General features: G+C 40.4%; 13 protein-coding genes and 1 pseudogene. 5 read left to right on the top strand and 9 right to left on the bottom strand.

Annotation, left to right across the window (positions count from 1 at the left end):
- Positions 1-56 precede the first annotated feature (56 nt).
- The gene (locus tag ACL9RF_RS13160; protein ID WP_422801097.1) at positions 57-269 is read right to left on the bottom strand and encodes a hypothetical protein; all 213 of its coding nucleotides are present in this window, start codon (positions 267-269) and stop codon (positions 57-59) included.
- Positions 223-803, bottom strand: a pseudogene (locus ACL9RF_RS13155) (DUF2167 domain-containing protein). Before ACL9RF_RS13155 ends, ACL9RF_RS13160 begins: the two are co-directional and overlap by 47 nt.
- Before the next feature lie 308 nt (positions 804-1,111).
- On the opposite strand from ACL9RF_RS13155, the gene argH reads away from it, so the two are divergent.
- Positions 1,112-2,443, top strand: coding sequence for an argininosuccinate lyase (gene argH / locus ACL9RF_RS13150; RefSeq protein WP_422801096.1), 1,332 nt, complete (start codon positions 1,112-1,114; stop codon positions 2,441-2,443).
- A gap of 237 nt (positions 2,444-2,680) precedes the next feature.
- On the top strand, positions 2,681-3,028 hold the full coding sequence (locus tag ACL9RF_RS13145; protein ID WP_422801095.1) for a hypothetical protein: 348 nt from the start codon (positions 2,681-2,683) through the stop codon (positions 3,026-3,028).
- Between the two features lie 81 nt (positions 3,029-3,109).
- Here ACL9RF_RS13145 and ACL9RF_RS13140 read toward each other — a convergent pair whose 3' ends face one another.
- On the bottom strand, positions 3,110-3,595 hold the full coding sequence (locus tag ACL9RF_RS13140; protein WP_422801094.1) for a dihydrofolate reductase: 486 nt from the start codon (positions 3,593-3,595) through the stop codon (positions 3,110-3,112).
- A gap of 23 nt (positions 3,596-3,618) precedes the next feature.
- Positions 3,619-4,440: a thymidylate synthase gene (locus tag ACL9RF_RS13135; RefSeq protein ID WP_422801093.1), complete on the bottom strand. Its 822-nt coding sequence runs from the start codon at positions 4,438-4,440 to the stop codon at positions 3,619-3,621.
- Positions 4,441-4,595: 155 nt separating this feature from the next.
- Between ACL9RF_RS13135 and mtaB the strand changes: the two genes are divergently transcribed.
- Positions 4,596-5,909, top strand: a complete 1,314-nt coding sequence (gene mtaB, locus ACL9RF_RS13130; RefSeq protein ID WP_422801092.1) for a tRNA (N(6)-L-threonylcarbamoyladenosine(37)-C(2))-methylthiotransferase MtaB — start codon at positions 4,596-4,598, stop codon at positions 5,907-5,909.
- Positions 5,910-5,982: 73 nt separating this feature from the next.
- Here the strand turns inward: mtaB and ACL9RF_RS13125 are convergent, their stop codons facing one another.
- The 4 genes from ACL9RF_RS13125 to tyrS form a co-directional block, all read right to left on the bottom strand.
- Positions 5,983-6,735 carry an SGNH/GDSL hydrolase family protein gene (locus tag ACL9RF_RS13125; RefSeq protein WP_422801091.1) on the bottom strand — a complete coding sequence of 251 codons (753 nt, stop codon included), beginning with the start codon at positions 6,733-6,735 and terminating at the stop codon, positions 5,983-5,985.
- A 33-nt stretch (positions 6,736-6,768) separates the two neighbouring features.
- Positions 6,769-7,956 carry an aspartate aminotransferase family protein gene (locus ACL9RF_RS13120; protein WP_422801090.1) on the bottom strand — a complete coding sequence of 396 codons (1,188 nt, stop codon included), beginning with the start codon at positions 7,954-7,956 and terminating at the stop codon, positions 6,769-6,771.
- Positions 7,957-8,087: 131 nt separating this feature from the next.
- Positions 8,088-9,170, bottom strand: coding sequence for a hypothetical protein (locus tag ACL9RF_RS13115; protein WP_422801089.1), 1,083 nt, complete (start codon positions 9,168-9,170; stop codon positions 8,088-8,090).
- 247 nt (positions 9,171-9,417) lie between these two features.
- Positions 9,418-10,701, bottom strand: coding sequence for a tyrosine--tRNA ligase (gene tyrS / locus ACL9RF_RS13110; protein ID WP_422801088.1), 1,284 nt, complete (start codon positions 10,699-10,701; stop codon positions 9,418-9,420).
- 86 nt (positions 10,702-10,787) lie between these two features.
- On the opposite strand from tyrS, the gene ACL9RF_RS13105 reads away from it, so the two are divergent.
- Positions 10,788-11,462, top strand: a complete 675-nt coding sequence (locus ACL9RF_RS13105; RefSeq protein ID WP_422801087.1) for a hypothetical protein — start codon at positions 10,788-10,790, stop codon at positions 11,460-11,462.
- A gap of 40 nt (positions 11,463-11,502) precedes the next feature.
- Positions 11,503-13,188 (top strand): amino acid permease, encoded by a 1,686-nt coding sequence (locus tag ACL9RF_RS13100; RefSeq protein ID WP_422801086.1) that lies wholly within the window; start codon positions 11,503-11,505, stop codon positions 13,186-13,188.
- A 104-nt stretch (positions 13,189-13,292) separates the two neighbouring features.
- On the opposite strand, the gene ACL9RF_RS13095 is transcribed toward ACL9RF_RS13100, so the two are convergent.
- Positions 13,293-15,236, bottom strand: a complete 1,944-nt coding sequence (locus tag ACL9RF_RS13095) for a KUP/HAK/KT family potassium transporter (RefSeq protein WP_422801085.1) — start codon at positions 15,234-15,236, stop codon at positions 13,293-13,295.
- Between the last annotated feature and the right edge of the window lie 75 nt (positions 15,237-15,311).

The following is a 15,311-nucleotide window of genomic DNA, read 5'->3' as shown; positions in this document are numbered from 1 at the left end:
TAATTGTAAGTTAAAAGTGTTAGTTAAAAGTTTTAAAAAGCCTTGTTCTAGCTATTTTATGTATCCGCATTCGTGCTTGCTGCGACGTCTTTTACGGTTTTTTCATCGTCCTTTCTACGGCCTAATTTTTTCCATATGAAACTTACTGCACCGGTAAATGCAAGGGCAATAAACTTCCAAAATTTCAATAACGCTGCGAAGAACCCAGCTTTTGCCAATACCTTAACAGCCATTCCCCCCAACTTTCCAGCTTGCAATTTGATCGCCATGGTTATAATCCGAATAACGATAGCCTTCATCAAATTTTAAAGATGCGGCAAGATGCTCAATATTTTTATGCACAGCAGTTAGAGCATATATGGAGGCTACTGCATTGACAAGCTAAACACCTTCGCAATCAAGAATACGTAGGTTATAGTTTAATGTATTGCTGCTATCTCCTTCGAAATTTAATTCTTTCGCCCAATGTAATATTTTATTATTATAATCGTAGTACGGCTGTGCGGCCCAGCCTAGCAGTTCAATGGTTACATAGCCCTTTTTTTACGTTCAGGATTCTGTTCATGTACATCATCTTTGCTGCTGGAAAGTAATTCCTTATAATTTATGCTTTCCGCCTCGACGTCATTTACATAGCCCATTTTATCAAAGCTAATGGTGAACCCCCATGTTTTGGGGTCCAATACCCTCATATTTACCGGAAATAACATGCCTAAAATGCTGGGGTCCTCGGGGTTTTCCCAAAGGTCTGAAAGCACATATCGACTTTGTTCTTTATCTAAAAAGTGGAAGCCCTCGGGCACGACTAATGTCCCATGCCCCTCCGGCAATTTCAGGGTCCCCGTTTGGAAATTAAGGTTCTGTTCATCCGCTTTAATAAAAATTTCTAATGGGTCTTTTTTTGTGCAAACGAAATTATGCTGCTGCTAACCATTATGATTAGTAAAAAAATATTTTCATAATTAATAATTGTGCTTTTTATGATGCAATATACAATAAAATTAGTAAAATACGGCTTTTACGGCCCATAATCTGGCATTGTGCAGCTATTTCATAATTATAAAACATTGTTTAAAAATTATGGTACTTTTGTGCAATCAATTCGATTTTAATGAAAATTTGGCAAAAAAATATAGATGTAGATTCTTTTGTTGAATCTTTTACGGTAGGTAAAGACCGTGAGATGGATATGCAATTGGCCGCAGCAGATGTGTTGGGGTCCTTGGCGCATACACAGATGTTAAACAAAATAGGTTTAATGACAGATGCCGATTTGGCTGATGTGCAGCAAGAGCTTAAGAAGATATATGCAGAAGTACAAGCGGGAACATTTCAGATAGATGACAGCGTGGAGGATGTACACTCGCAGGTAGAAATGATGCTTACACAGCGTATAGGTGAAGCTGGCAAGAAAATCCATTCCGGTCGCTCGCGTAATGATCAGGTTTTAGTAGACTTAAAACTGTATTTCCGTTCAGAGATTGAAGACATATTCCAACATACAGAATTGTTATTTACGCAGTTTTTAAAACTTAGTGAGCAGCATAAGAATGTATTAATGCCGGGGTACACACACTTGCAAATTGCCATGCCTTCTTCCTTTGGATTGTGGTTCGGTGCATATGCTGAAAGCCTTGTCGATGACCTGCATTTGCTGCAGGCTGCCTGGAAAATATGCAACAAAAACCCCTTAGGTTCCGCTGCAGGTTATGGTTCTTCTTTTCCGTTGGATCGTACTTTAACTACACAGCTTTTGGGTTTCGATGATTTAAATTATAATGTAGTTTATGCGCAGATGGGAAGAGGGAAAACCGAACGTATCTTGGCACAGGCTATGAGTTCCATTGCAGCGACCTTGGCGAAATTTGCCATGGATGTTACCTTATTTATCAATCAAAACTTTGGTTTTATCTCCTTTCCGGCACATCTTACCACAGGATCTAGTATTATGCCGCATAAGAAAAATCCGGATGTATTTGAGCTTATACGGGCTCGCTGTAATAAAATTCAAGCTTTGCCGAATGAGATTGCGTTAATGACGACCAATCTTCCTGTAGGCTACCACCGGGATTTACAGCTGTTAAAAGAAAATCTATTTCCGGCATTCCAATCGCTGAAAGACTGTCTAGAAATTGCAACCTTTATGTTGGAAAATATCAGTATTAAGGATAATATTTTGGACGATCCGAAATATGATTACCTCTTTAGCGTTGAAGTCGTAAACAATGAAGTTTTACGCGGTATACCCTTTAGAGAGGCCTATAAGAATATAGGTTTGGCCATAGAGGAGGGAACTTTTCAGCCTGCAAAAGAAGTAAACCATACCCATGAAGGAAGTATCGGTAATCTTGGAAACGATCATATTGAACGTATGTTCGTTTCGGTTAAACAGGATTTCGGCTTCGAAAAGGTTAAACAAGCTATATCTGCTTTGGTGGGGTAACTGTTTCCAACACAAAACAACGTGTAAAGGTGATCTTTTTAAGATTGCCTTTTTTTGTAGATGATGATATTCTTGAAGTATTTTAAGTGTTTGGTTATAAGAATTTTAACATAGTATTAACCCTGCATAGGGGCTAAGGTTAAAACTATGTTAAAAGGAAGCCCTTAAGCATTATATTTTGGTTTTGGCATTTGCTTTGAATAACTACTAGCAATGATTTAAATAATTTTAGTGGTTATGAAAACCTTAAATTCTTTCAAAAAAATCGCAGCATTAGCTGCCCTGATAGCAACCTTTGGAATTGGTGCTACACAAGCTCAAACTGTTAAAAAAGAAACAGCAACAAAAAAAACAGAAGCAAAAACTACAGCCGTTAAACCTGTGGCAACAGCAAAACCAGAAAAAGAAAAAAAAGAACATGCTGCTCCGGTAAAAGGTACCGAGACTCCGAAAAAAGAAAACAAAAAAATGGACCACAAGCCTGCAAAAGAGACACCTAAAGGTGCAAATGCTGAAGCGCCAAAAGTAAAAGGTAATACGGTAGAAGGTAAAACAACCGCTGCAAAACCTGTTACAAAAAAATAAGTTTTAAACCGTTAATAGACAAAAACCGCTAGCTTTTCAAGGTTAGCGGTTTTTGTTTTTATAGCGATATAGATACCTGGATTATATCTTTTCCCATGTTTCAAAAGTATAGTCAAAGGCATGTTTATCATCCTTGCTATGGTCCACTTTACTCACTAGTTTCCATTCGTTTTCGTCTAGTGACGGAAAAAAGGCATCTGCTTCTATCGTACTATGTACGCGCGTTAATAGTACGCGCTGCGCTAGTGGAAGCGTTTGTTTATAAATATCGGCACCGCCGATAATAAATATTTCTCTTTCATCACGGCAGTAGGTTAAAACCTCCTGTAGGCTGTTGGCTACATCAACGTCAGGATGTGTATACCTGAGGTCGCGTGTTAAAACAATATTGCGGCGCTCAGGTAAGGCTTTACCTATAGATTCAAAGGTCTTACGCCCCATTACCACCGAATGGTCGATCGTATTTTTTTTAAAGTATTTAAAGTCGTTGGGCAGGTGCCATGGCATCTGATTGTTTTTGCCAATGCCATTATTTTCCGCTGCCGCTACGATGAGTGTAATTTTCATATGTTGTATTGCCTGGTTATGATTTAAACCGCCACTGCAGCTTTTATATGTGGATGAGAATCGTAGTTTACCAGCTCAAAGTCCTCAAATTTAAAATCAAAGATATCCCGTACAGCAGGGTTAATTTTTAGCTGAGGCAGGGCTTTAGGCTCGCGTGTCAACTGTAATTCGGTTTGCGCAAAATGATTTTTATAGATATGTGCATCTCCTAGGGTATGGATAAACTCGGCAGCTTCCATATCACAAACCTGCGCCACCATCTTTGTTAACAATGCATACGACGCAATATTAAAAGGTACGCCCAAGAAAATATCGGCACTACGTTGGTACAGCTGGCAAGATAACTGAGGCTTTAAAATCCCTTTTTCAGGTTGTGCCGGAGCCACATAAAATTGGAAAAAGGCATGGCATGGAGGTAAGGCCATATTTTCAATCTCCGCCACATTCCAGGCCGAGACAATAATACGTCGGGAGTCTGGCGATTTTTTCAGTTGATCAATAACCTGTGCAATCTGATCGATATGTCGGCCATCCGGCGTAGGCCAGGAGCGCCACTGCGATCCATATACTGGTCCAAGATTTCCATTTTCATCGGCCCATTCGTCCCAGATACTTACCCCATTTTCTTTGAGGTACTGAATGTTAGTTTCACCTTTCAAAAACCAAATCAACTCGTGGATGATTGAGCGTAAATGCAGCTTTTTGGTGGTAACCATGGGGAAGCCTTCTTTAAGGTCGAAACGCATCTGATAGCCAAAAACACTACGTGTACCCGTTCCCGTTCGATCTGTCTTGTCTACACCATGGGTATAAACATGTGTTAATAAATCTAAGTATTGTTTCATGATGGGGTTATCCTCTAAAGCATTAAAATTGTATCAAAACTAAGGAAATAAATGCTGTTGGCAAAGGGGATATGTTTGTAAAATGTAAACATCAGGCTCTACGTTTTTAATAATCCTTTATGCTGCAACTTTTTTGTGTACTTTTGCAATTCGTTATGAATAAAAAAGTTGCTTTTTATACGCTGGGATGTAAACTGAATTTTTCGGAAACATCTTCTATAGGTCGTATTTTCAAGGATGCAGGATATGAAACAACGCCGTTTAATTCGCAGGCGGATGTTTACGTGATTAATACATGTTCGGTTACTGACCATGCAGATAAGAAGTGTCGCAAGGTCGTGAAGGAGGCTTTAAAGCATTCTCCAAATGCTTATATCACCATTGTAGGCTGTTATGCACAGCTAAAGCCAAAAGAAATCTCCGAAATACCGGGGGTAGATATGGTATTGGGGGCGGCAGAGAAGTTTAATATTATTGAACATATCAATGATTTAACCAAACAGGAGAAAGCAATTGTTCATAATGCACCCATTGATGAAACCAATCAGTTTGTGCCTGCCTTTTCCATTGGCGACCGTACCCGTACCTTTTTAAAAGTACAAGACGGCTGTGATTATTCCTGTACATTTTGTACTATCCCGTTGGCACGTGGTGCCAGCCGATCGGGGAAAATTGAAGATATTGTTCAGCAGGCGCATGATATTGCAGCCTCAGGTGTTAAGGAGATTGTCCTTACGGGTGTCAATATCGGTGATTTTGGTATCCGTGATGGGAAACGTCAAGATAAGTTTTTAGATTTGGTAAAAGCTCTAGACGAGGTCGAAGGTATCGACCGCATCCGCATTTCCTCTATTGAACCCAACCTTTTGGCCAATGAGGTAATCGAATTTGTTGCACAGTCTAAACGTTTTGTTCCGCATTTTCATATGCCACTGCAATCGGGCAATAACAAGGTATTGGCAAAAATGCGCCGTCGATATAAGCGTGAATTATATGCCGAGCGTGTAGCGAAAATTAAATCGTTAATGCCAAATTGTTGTATTGGTGTGGATGTCATTGTAGGATTCCCAGGTGAAACACGTGAGGATTTTATTGATACCTATAATTTCTTAAATGAAATGGACATCTCGTACCTGCATGTGTTTACCTATTCCGAGCGCGAAAACACCATAGCAGCGCAGATGGAAGGTGCAGTACCGGGGGCGCAACGTTCAGATCGTAGCAAGATGTTACATATTCTGTCGGAGAAAAAACGTCGTGCTTTCTATGAACAGAATCTGGGCGAAGAAGGCGAGGTGCTTTTTGAGTCGGATGTTAAAGATGGTTTTATGCATGGCTTTGCAAAAAACTACGTTAAGGTACGTACAGCATACGACCCATTATTGGTTAATGAAATTGTTCCGGTGCGATTTCTTTCTATATCGGAACAGGGTGATGTTGATATCGAAGAGTTGGCCGTATTTAGATAAATAAAATAAAACTAAATAAATTAAAAGAGGCTGTCTGTATACCTTTAAAGTATATATGGACAGCCTCTTTTACTTATTTTATGCTTTTCAACCAGCCTTCGGCCATTAAATTCGCTCCGGCAAGGCTTGTATGTACACCATCCGTTGTCCAGAAACTTCCAGGGGCTTTTTTTTCTGCAGCATCAAAGATGGCCTGATACGGCACAAGTACGGCATTGTATTCTTTCGCAATATCGCGGGCAATCTCCTGATAACGGGCAAATTCCGGAAACCATTTATCCGTTACATGTTTAACATTTTTAACGCCAAAAGGTTCGCAAATAATAAGCTTAAGCTCAGGCAAAGCGGCCAGCGTCTGGTCCATTAACCTGCGGTATTGTGCTTGATACAATTCTGCTGTACCCTGATATTCGCCATTCTTACGATGCCAATAGTCGTTTACGCCAATCATTATACTTAAGATTGTCGGTTTGATATCCAGGCAATCCGTCTGCCATCTTTCCGCTAATTGCGGAACTTTATTCCCACTTATCCCTCTGTTATAGATTTTAATCTGCTTATCTGCATATTTCTGCAGTACATAACTTCCAGCAATAAGGGCATAACCATTGCCCATAGCCTCCGTATCATTGGCATTCAGGTTGCTGCGATTACGACCGGCATCGGTAATGGAATCACCTTGGAATAAGATAATATCATTTGCTTGAATTTCGATTTTATTGTTGTGCGTAGCCATCGTTGTTTCCGCCTGTAAAAGATTACTGCCAGCAAGGGATGCACCCAGGGTTAAGGCAGACTGTTTCAGGAAAGTTCTTCTGTCGGACATGTTAAAATAGGTTTAACCCTAAAGGTATTTAAATTAACAGAATTTATCAATAGCCGTACGAATCGTTTCACAGGCAGAACGTATCTCCGCTTCCGATATGGTTAAAGGCGGAGCAACACGCAATGCGGTTTCACAATGTAGGTACCAGTCGATCATTACTCCCTGCTCGGCACAGTATTTACTGACCTGATATACCTGATCGAAACTTTCCAACTGTAGGCACATCATTAAGCCCAATCCTCTAATCTCCTTGATTTTTGGGTGCTGCAGCTCTTTTCGGAATAACGCCGCTTTTGCGGCCACGCCCTCAATTAATTGTTCCTCCAAAATTACTTGTAGCGACGCCAGTGCAGCTGCGCAGGAAACAGGGTGCCCCCCAAAGGTTGTAATATGGCCCAACATGGGGTTGTCTTTAATCACATCCATCACCTCCTTGGCCGCAACAAAGGCGCCCAATGGCATGCCACCACCAATACCTTTGGCTAGCATAAGAATATCAGGAACAATATCGAAATGCGCAAAAGCAAACATTTTCCCTGTTCTACCAAAACCCGTCTGTATCTCGTCGAATATCAATAAAGCCCCAACCTCCGTACAACGTTGGCGTAAGGCCTGCATGTATTCCTTGCTCGGCACACGAACCCCAGCTTCGCCTTGAATAGCTTCAATAACAACGGCGGCGGTTTTATCGGTAATGTGGGAAAGATCAGTAAGGCTATTGAAGGAAATAAAATCAATCTCCGGCAATAAGGGGGCATAAGCCTCCTGGTATGCCGGGTTTCCAATAAGACTCAAAGCTCCCTGTGTGCTGCCGTGGTATGCCTTTTTTGCCGCGATAATTTGCCTACGTCCCGTAAAGCGTTTTGCAATTTTCATGGATCCTTCTACCGCTTCAGCACCGGAATTTGTTAAGTAAACCGATTCAAAATTTTTGGGTAGCTGCGCCAGCAACTGCGTCGCAAACTGTACCTGTGGCGCCTGGATAAACTCACCATAAACGGTAACATGAAGGTACTTTTCCAATTGAGCCTGAATAGCTGCAATAACCTTAGGATGGCGGTGACCAATATTGCTAACATTAAATCCGGATACTAAATCCAAGTAAGCCTGCCCTTCGGGGCCATATAAATAACTACCTTCTGCTTTCTCAATCTCAACAAGTCGTGGTGAGTCGGAGGTTTGTGCCGTATTTTTTAGGAATAGTGCTCTGTTATTAATCATGCTCAAAATTAAAAAGTAATTATCATATTGAAGGGTATAGGGGGGAAGATTTATTTTAAATTACAAAAAAGGGATGCTCTCGGTTTTTATACCGCGCATCCCATTACCTTAGAAATTAGAATAAAAAAAAATTAGTATCGCGTAATGGCCGCAAAGCCATTAAATTTTTCAAGCTCACCCTGTGGTAGAAAAACAACATCTCCGCCAAAGGAGAGGCTATTTTCAATAAGTTCATCGTAAATATCTTCAATGTAAGCCCCTTCAATATTTTCGGTTTGTTCGGTTGCATCAATCAATTCAATACCCTCAGGGGTAATATGCGCGGCCTGTACTAAACCCTCTTCAATAAACAAAGTATGTACGCGACCTTCCTGAATAGCATTGTTTATTTCATTTACATCTACTAAAAATTTATTGGCACTCACTGCCGTGCGCAAGGCCTCCTTACGGCTGTTGTTGTTGTGCTCCTGTATTTTTTCAATGATTTCCCAGGCGTCGCTTACAATGGCATGATCTTTTTCCGTTTGCCGGCTGCGGTTAAGAAACTCGCTCAGTATACTATCTTTTTGATCTGCAATTTTCAGATACTCGTGGTAATTTTCCTCTTCGGTACATAATAAAACCGGAAGGGGGTGGTCCTTGCGTACAAAATTTACAGCCTTATCTACGCGGTTGAAAAATTCAGCTGTTAAGTTGCGAACGCGTGTAGCGTTTGCAGCTTCAGCAGGACTGCTGCTACTAAGGTCGGTATTTTGTATTGGAAATGGAGCCCCTACCTCCTGTATTACCTTATCGTTTTGTGCTTCAATGAAGCGGGCTTCATCCCGTCCTAATACTAAAACGTAATAGTTGGCTTCGGCATGCATGGCACGCACTAAATCACGCGTCGCAAAACTGCTATCTACAATTGTTCTATTAACCACAGGAATACTCAAGCGTTGATAATCTGCCAGCTCCTCATTTACAAATAATAGTAAAGCCTCTTTATTCAGGCGATGGTCAATACTATCGGCAAGTGTATTCAACCGTTCCAACAAGTTAGCAACGGCAGCTTTGGATAAATCCGGTGCCAATTTACTTTCGACCTCTTTGATAAGATTTTTTAGTAAAATTGGGTCTTGATCACTATCGGGAAAGGTACGGTGGGTGTTCAAGATAATGGTAATGCAGTTATTTGTTTTTTTTGCGGCTAGTTCTTTTAGTTTGCTGTTCATGTACATTTTAGTTTTGGATGATACAAATGGTTTATAATCACTTAAGTAGCCTTTAAGTGCGCCTGTTCTATAGAAACAGTTAACGAGCAGAATAGTTTGATGTAAATGTAATTTGTTGCTTGCATGCGCTTTAGCAAAGCTAAAATTTGCTGCGGGTAACGTAGGAAGGGGGCTGGGTTTTATTGCTAAAAAAAAGGCTATTTCCACGATAGGAAATAGCCTTTGCAATGCGGTTATATAAAACCTTTTATTCTGCAATTAGCAAGAAATAGTTCTTTTTACCTTTTTGGGCTACAATATAGGTATCCTGAATAAGGCTGCTGCTGTTAACAACAAGATCTATATCGGTCACTTTTTCTTTGTTCAACGACACCCCGCCACCCTGCAACATCTTTTTCGCTTCGCCTTTGGACGAGAATACCTGAGACTGTACAGCTAAAAGATCGGCAATATGTATACCTTCTGCAAGGTCAGTTTTAGAAATTTTAAAATTAGGGACGCCATCAAAAACCTCCAATACTCCTTCGTGGTCCAATTGGTTTAAAAACGATAAGGAACCATTTCCAAAAAGGAACTCCGAAGTTTTTAATGCGGTTTCATAATCTTTTTCACTATGGGTACGGATAGTAATATCCTGCGCCAATGCTTTTTGAACAAGACGGAGATGTGGTGCTTGTTCATGCGCTTCTATAAGGGCCTCCAGTTCGGCTTGACTTTTTAAAGTGAAAATTTTGATCCATGTTTTAGCATCGTCATCTGTAGCATTCAACCAGAACTGGTAATATTTAAAAGGCGATGTTTTTTTAGGGTCCAACCAAACGGCACCCGACTCGGTTTTACCGAATTTCTGACCATCGGATTTTTTTATTAACTGCGTTGTAACTGCATAAGCTGTTCCCTGATCTTGACGACGAATCATTTCAGATCCGGTAACGATATTTCCCCACTGATCTGAACCTCCCATTTGTACTTTACAATTGTGATGTTTCCATAGGTAATAGAAATCATACCCTTGAATAAGCTGGTAAGTAAATTCTGTAAAGGATAATCCGTTATCACCTTCTAAGCGTTTCTTTACCGAATCTTTGGACATCATGTAGTTGACCGTAATCAACTTCCCTACATCACGGATAAAATCCAAAAAGCTGAAATCTTTAAACCAATCGTAATTGTTCACCATTTTCGCGTCGTTATCACCGTCGCCAAAGTTTAAGAACTTCGCCAATTGTTTTTTTAAGCTTTCCACATTATGCTGTAGTGTAGCCTCATCTAAAAGATTTCTTTCTGCCGATTTGAACGAAGGGTCTCCGATCATTCCTGTAGCACCACCAACAAGTGCTACAGGCTTATGGCCTGCATTTTGAAAATGAATCAGTGTCATGATCTGGGTCAGGTGACCAACATGTAAAGAATCGCCGGTAGGGTCAAAACCGATATATCCAGCGACTTTCTCTTTGTTTAGTAAGTCTTCAGTGCCGGGCATAATATCTTGAAGCATGCCTCTCCAACGTAGTTCTTCAACAAAATTCATAACGATATGATTAATATTTTAAATTAAGATTGCAAAGATAAGAGATTAAGCTGTATATTACGGTATTTAATATATAATACAGCGCTTTGAATTTTTTATCGCATTATTATTTTGAGAGGTATGCTGCCAACGCTGAGCAGGTGTTAGGCGGTCTCTTGCCTGATTTATTGAAGAATATCGATAAGGGATATGGTTTTCACCTTCATAAGTATGCGGATAAATTGGGTACCAGCCCAACAGCAGCGGCTATTACCGAAGGCTGGAACCGCCATGTTGCTGTAGATAAGATTTTTCATAACTGCGATTTCTTTTATAAACATACCCACGCCTTACGTAAGGACCTTGAAACGGTCGTCGCCGATTTACCCATACGCCCCACCTTTTTGGCGCATATCTCTTTGGAATTGCTATTGGACCATAAACTTATTGTCCACAATATGTTAAGTGTAGCACGGTTGTATGAACACCTAAACCATGTAAATAGAAATGCTTTAAGTAACTATTTGAAGAATTTTGAAACCATAGATCTGGAAGGTTTTTATTATTTTTATGATAGATTTTTAGAATCAAAATATATCTTTGAATATGCAAAACTGGAAAAAGTGTCGTACGCATTGTTTAATATCTGCAAAAGAATATGGAGTTTTGAGCCTTCAGAGGCACATTATGCTGCGTTAACTGCACGTTTACAGGCCTATCAACAGGAAAAACTAACGGATTATTTTGATGTTTTTAACTACATTAATCAACAGTTAGATTAAAAGCGTGAACCTAATTATTTAACCTTAAATAAATAAAAGTATGAAGAAACAACTTTTCAGGAAGAAAAGTGTAGATCAGATATTGTCTGATTCAGCCACCCATGGGTCTGGATTAGCTAAAGTTTTGGGTGTTCGCGATTTGGTATCCTTAGGAATTGCTGCTATTGTTGGCGCAGGAATTTTTAGTACCATAGGCTTAGCATCTTTTAACGGAGGCCCTGCAGTATCGCTACTCTTTTTATTTGTCGCCTTTGCTTGTGTGTTTACCGCATTGTCGTATGCGCAGTTTGCCAGTACCGTTCCCGTTTCAGGGTCGGCATATACTTATGCTTATGTAGCCTTTGGCGAGCTCTTTGCCTGGATAATCGGATGGGCACTGGTGCTTGAATATGCCGTATCAAATATGGTCGTCGCCATCTCCTGGTCGCAGTATTTCGTATCTATGTGTGCCGGCTTCGGTATTCTGATTCCGAAGTGGCTTACCATGGCGCCGAGTTATGCCCTAGAAGCGCAGGAGAAGATGCTATCTGTTGGAGTCGATAAACTGGAGGGAATTGATAAAATCGCCATCCAAGCCTATGAAACAGCACCCAGAATTGCCGGTGTTCCTATTATATTTGACTTGCCAGCAGGATTAATCACTGTATTGGTTACGGCATTGGTATATATCGGTATTAAAGAATCGCAACGTGCCAGCAATATTATGGTGCTCATAAAGATCGGAATTATCGTGGCTGTAATCGTGGGAGGGGCATTTTTTATAAAACCCGAAAACTGGACCCCTTTTGCACCAAACGGTGTGCGTGGCGTTATGAGTGGTATTGCTGCCGTATTTTTTGCATTTATAGGTTTCGATTCTATTTCCACAACGGCGGAGGAGTGTAAGAACCCACAGCGCGACTTGCCTCGTGCTATGATATACTGCTTGGTTATTTGTGCGGTTTTATATGTTTTAATAAGTTTGGTCTTAACCGGTATGGTAAATTATACCTCTCTAAATGTTAAAGACCCATTGGCCTATGTCTTTGAATATGTAGGATTCGATTATATGGCAGGTATTGTCTCGGTTACCTCGGTTATCGCCATTACGAGTGCTTTACTGGTTTACCAGTTGGCGCAGCCTAGAATTTGGATGACCATGAGCCGGGATGGCTTGTTGTGGAAACGTTTTTCTACGATACATCCGAAATATAAAACACCATCTTTCGCTACTATTGTAACCGGTATAGTTGTTGCTGTTCCGGCCTTGTTTTTTAAGATGGACTTCTTCGTAGACCTTACTTCGGTGGGTACATTCTTTGCTTTTATATTGGTGTGTGGCGGGGTGTTGTATATGGATAAAACCGGGATATCGGCACGGTCAAAATTTAGGGTGCCTTATATCAATGGTAAATACCTTGTTGGTTTAGGTTTTATCGTTGCATTGGTCCTGGTATTTCTATACGGTCGGGATAGTCTTAACGAGTGGAAAACCTTAGGTACCAAAGATGTGCTCCTGCATAAATCATTGATTGTCGTTTTTTGGGGTACATGGGCCGTAATGAGTGTACTTACTTTTAAGCATAACTTCTCCCTCTTACCGGTTATCGGGATATTGATAAATTTGTATCTGATGAGCCAATTGGGCGCCAGTAACTGGATTATATTTGTGTTATGGCTGCTTGTCGGTTTGGCGATTTATTTTATCTATGGCTATAAGCATTCTAAGTTAAGAACACAGGATTAGGAGGCCTTCTTCAATACCTATACATTATTTCAAAAAAAGTTTCCAAGGACCATGGTCCTTGGAAACTTTTTAGTAAACCAGGTATGTATGTGCTGGTTGTTGTACTATTTAACTCGCCTTAACTGAAGATTTCCTGTATTGGGGATATTGAGTGGCACACGTTCCAATGTTACAAAACTGCTGTCCAGACCGAATCCTTTCTCCTCACTTAAGCTGAAGTTTTTCAATATTTTATACAATTCCATTACAATACGTTCCGGCCAGTTAAGCTCGGAAGTTTTGGTGAATACTTTCTCTAATACCACGAAATTGAAATCGCCGGGGATATGATATTTCTTCAATGTTTTATATTGACTTGTAATATCGATTTCGCCTTTAGAGACCATATCCTCAATTACCTTACGGAGCAGCAAACTAATCTTTTGCTCCTCGCGGAAGCCCAGCTTAAAGTCTATTCGGATAAGCTTGCCGGGGATAAGTTGGTTAACGGTATAATCGCGAGCATGTGGCGTATCCATAACATCTACGTGTACAATCCAGTACACATCTGCACGTTTGGGCTTTTTGTTTAGTATGGAATAGATAACCTTCGTTTCAATTTCTTCTTTGTTATTTGCGCTGGTTAGGTATACCAGTTGTGAGGCGAATGTGGGTACTGTTTCGTCTTCACTGAGTTCCGAAATAATAGGGTAATACTTTTTAATATCGTCGAATTTAACGTGCCTATTTTTAATTTTTCGTGCGGTATACCAAGCATACATTACAATAAATATGGTTAATGCCAATAATAGGGTTAACCAGCCACCATGGCCAATCTTAACGCCATTGCCGACAAGGAAGGTTATTTCTACCGTGAAATAGATTAGGGCAAATAAAACTATCCATAATTTATGGATGCGTTTACGCAACATAAAGTAGATAACGAGTATCGTGGTGGATAGGAATGTTAAATTGATCGCCAACCCATAAGCGGCTTCCATGTTACTCGACTTCCGGAACACAAAAATAATTAGCATACAACCGATAAATAAGATCAGGTTGATGGATGGAACATACAGCTGTCCCTTCTGGTCGCTGGGGTAACGAATCGTAACCTTAGGCCAGATATTCAAACGCACAGCCTCGGATATCAGGGTGTAGGAGCCGGAAATCATGGCCTGACTGGCAATAATGGCGGCAACAGTAGCGATAATAATTCCATAGAATAAAAACCAATCGGGCATAATAGCATAAAAAGGATTGTTTTCTCCCAAAACATTGCCTTGGTGGGTAATAAGCCAGGCTCCTTGACCAAAGTAGTTTAATATTAAGCACAGTTTTACAAAAATCCAGCTGACACGGATATTCGATTTACCACAGTGCCCCATGTCGGAATAGAGTGCTTCAGCTCCGGTGGTACATAAAAAGATGGCCCCAATAATAAACAAAGCATTTGGGTAATGCACAATGGTATGTATCGCGTAGTAAGGGTTTAGGGCTTTGATAACTTCTGGTGCCTTGTCGATATATGCAAAGCCCAGAATACCAATGGTGCTAAACCATACTAACATTAAAGGGCCAAAAACTCGCCCTACAATGGATGTGCCGAAGCGTTGAATAACAAACAGTAGGGAAATAATAAGAACCACCACAGGAACGGTTGGAAACGCTGGATTGTGGATTGCTAATCCTTCCACGGCCGAAGATATGGTGATTGCTGGTGTTATCATGCCATCTGCAAGAAGGGTAGAGGCTCCAACTATGGCCGGAATTATAAGCCATTTTGCTCTACGTCGAACTAAAGAGTATAGCGATAGAATCCCGCCTTCGCCTTTGTTGTCGGCATTTAGTGTGATTAATACATATTTAATCGTCGTCTGTAGGGTTAAGGTCCAAAAAACACAGGATATGGCGCCAATTACTAAGTCGGGAGTGACCGTGCCTTGATTAAAAATAGCCTTAAAAACGTATAAGGGTGATGTTCCGATATCTCCGAAGATAATTCCTAAGGAGATTAATAAACCGCCAGCACTCAGGCGATTTAAGCTATTGTTATGGACAGTTGCCATAGTATTTTATGAGATGTTTTTATTAAATTATGGTGCCAATATAGGGCAAAATATTTATGTAACGAATTTTCCTGT

Origin of the sequence: Sphingobacterium sp. Mn56C (genome assembly GCF_049319645.1) — a bacterium.
Classification (GTDB): domain Bacteria; phylum Bacteroidota; class Bacteroidia; order Sphingobacteriales; family Sphingobacteriaceae; genus Sphingobacterium.
Note: the sequence above shows the minus strand (reverse complement) of the source record. Positions and strands in the feature narration are given on the sequence as shown.

Excerpts from the sequence above, each read along its gene's own strand:
- ACL9RF_RS13160 (WP_422801097.1), bottom strand. The coding sequence starts at position 269 with ATGGCGATCAAATTGCAAGCTGGAAAGTTGGGGGGAATGGCTGTTAAG.
- mtaB (WP_422801092.1), top strand. The coding sequence starts at position 4,596 with ATGAATAAAAAAGTTGCTTTTTATACGCTGGGATGTAAACTGAATTTT.
- argH (WP_422801096.1), top strand. The coding sequence starts at position 1,112 with ATGAAAATTTGGCAAAAAAATATAGATGTAGATTCTTTTGTTGAATCT.
- ACL9RF_RS13120 (WP_422801090.1), bottom strand. The coding sequence starts at position 7,956 with ATGATTAATAACAGAGCACTATTCCTAAAAAATACGGCACAAACCTCC.
- tyrS (WP_422801088.1), bottom strand. The coding sequence starts at position 10,701 with ATGAATTTTGTTGAAGAACTACGTTGGAGAGGCATGCTTCAAGATATT.
- ACL9RF_RS13140 (WP_422801094.1), bottom strand. The coding sequence starts at position 3,595 with ATGAAAATTACACTCATCGTAGCGGCAGCGGAAAATAATGGCATTGGC.
- ACL9RF_RS13095 (WP_422801085.1), bottom strand. The coding sequence starts at position 15,236 with ATGGCAACTGTCCATAACAATAGCTTAAATCGCCTGAGTGCTGGCGGT.
- ACL9RF_RS13145 (WP_422801095.1), top strand. The coding sequence starts at position 2,681 with ATGAAAACCTTAAATTCTTTCAAAAAAATCGCAGCATTAGCTGCCCTG.
- ACL9RF_RS13135 (WP_422801093.1), bottom strand. The coding sequence starts at position 4,440 with ATGAAACAATACTTAGATTTATTAACACATGTTTATACCCATGGTGTA.
- ACL9RF_RS13100 (WP_422801086.1), top strand. The coding sequence starts at position 11,503 with ATGAAGAAACAACTTTTCAGGAAGAAAAGTGTAGATCAGATATTGTCT.
- ACL9RF_RS13115 (WP_422801089.1), bottom strand. The coding sequence starts at position 9,170 with ATGAACAGCAAACTAAAAGAACTAGCCGCAAAAAAAACAAATAACTGC.
- ACL9RF_RS13125 (WP_422801091.1), bottom strand. The coding sequence starts at position 6,735 with ATGTCCGACAGAAGAACTTTCCTGAAACAGTCTGCCTTAACCCTGGGT.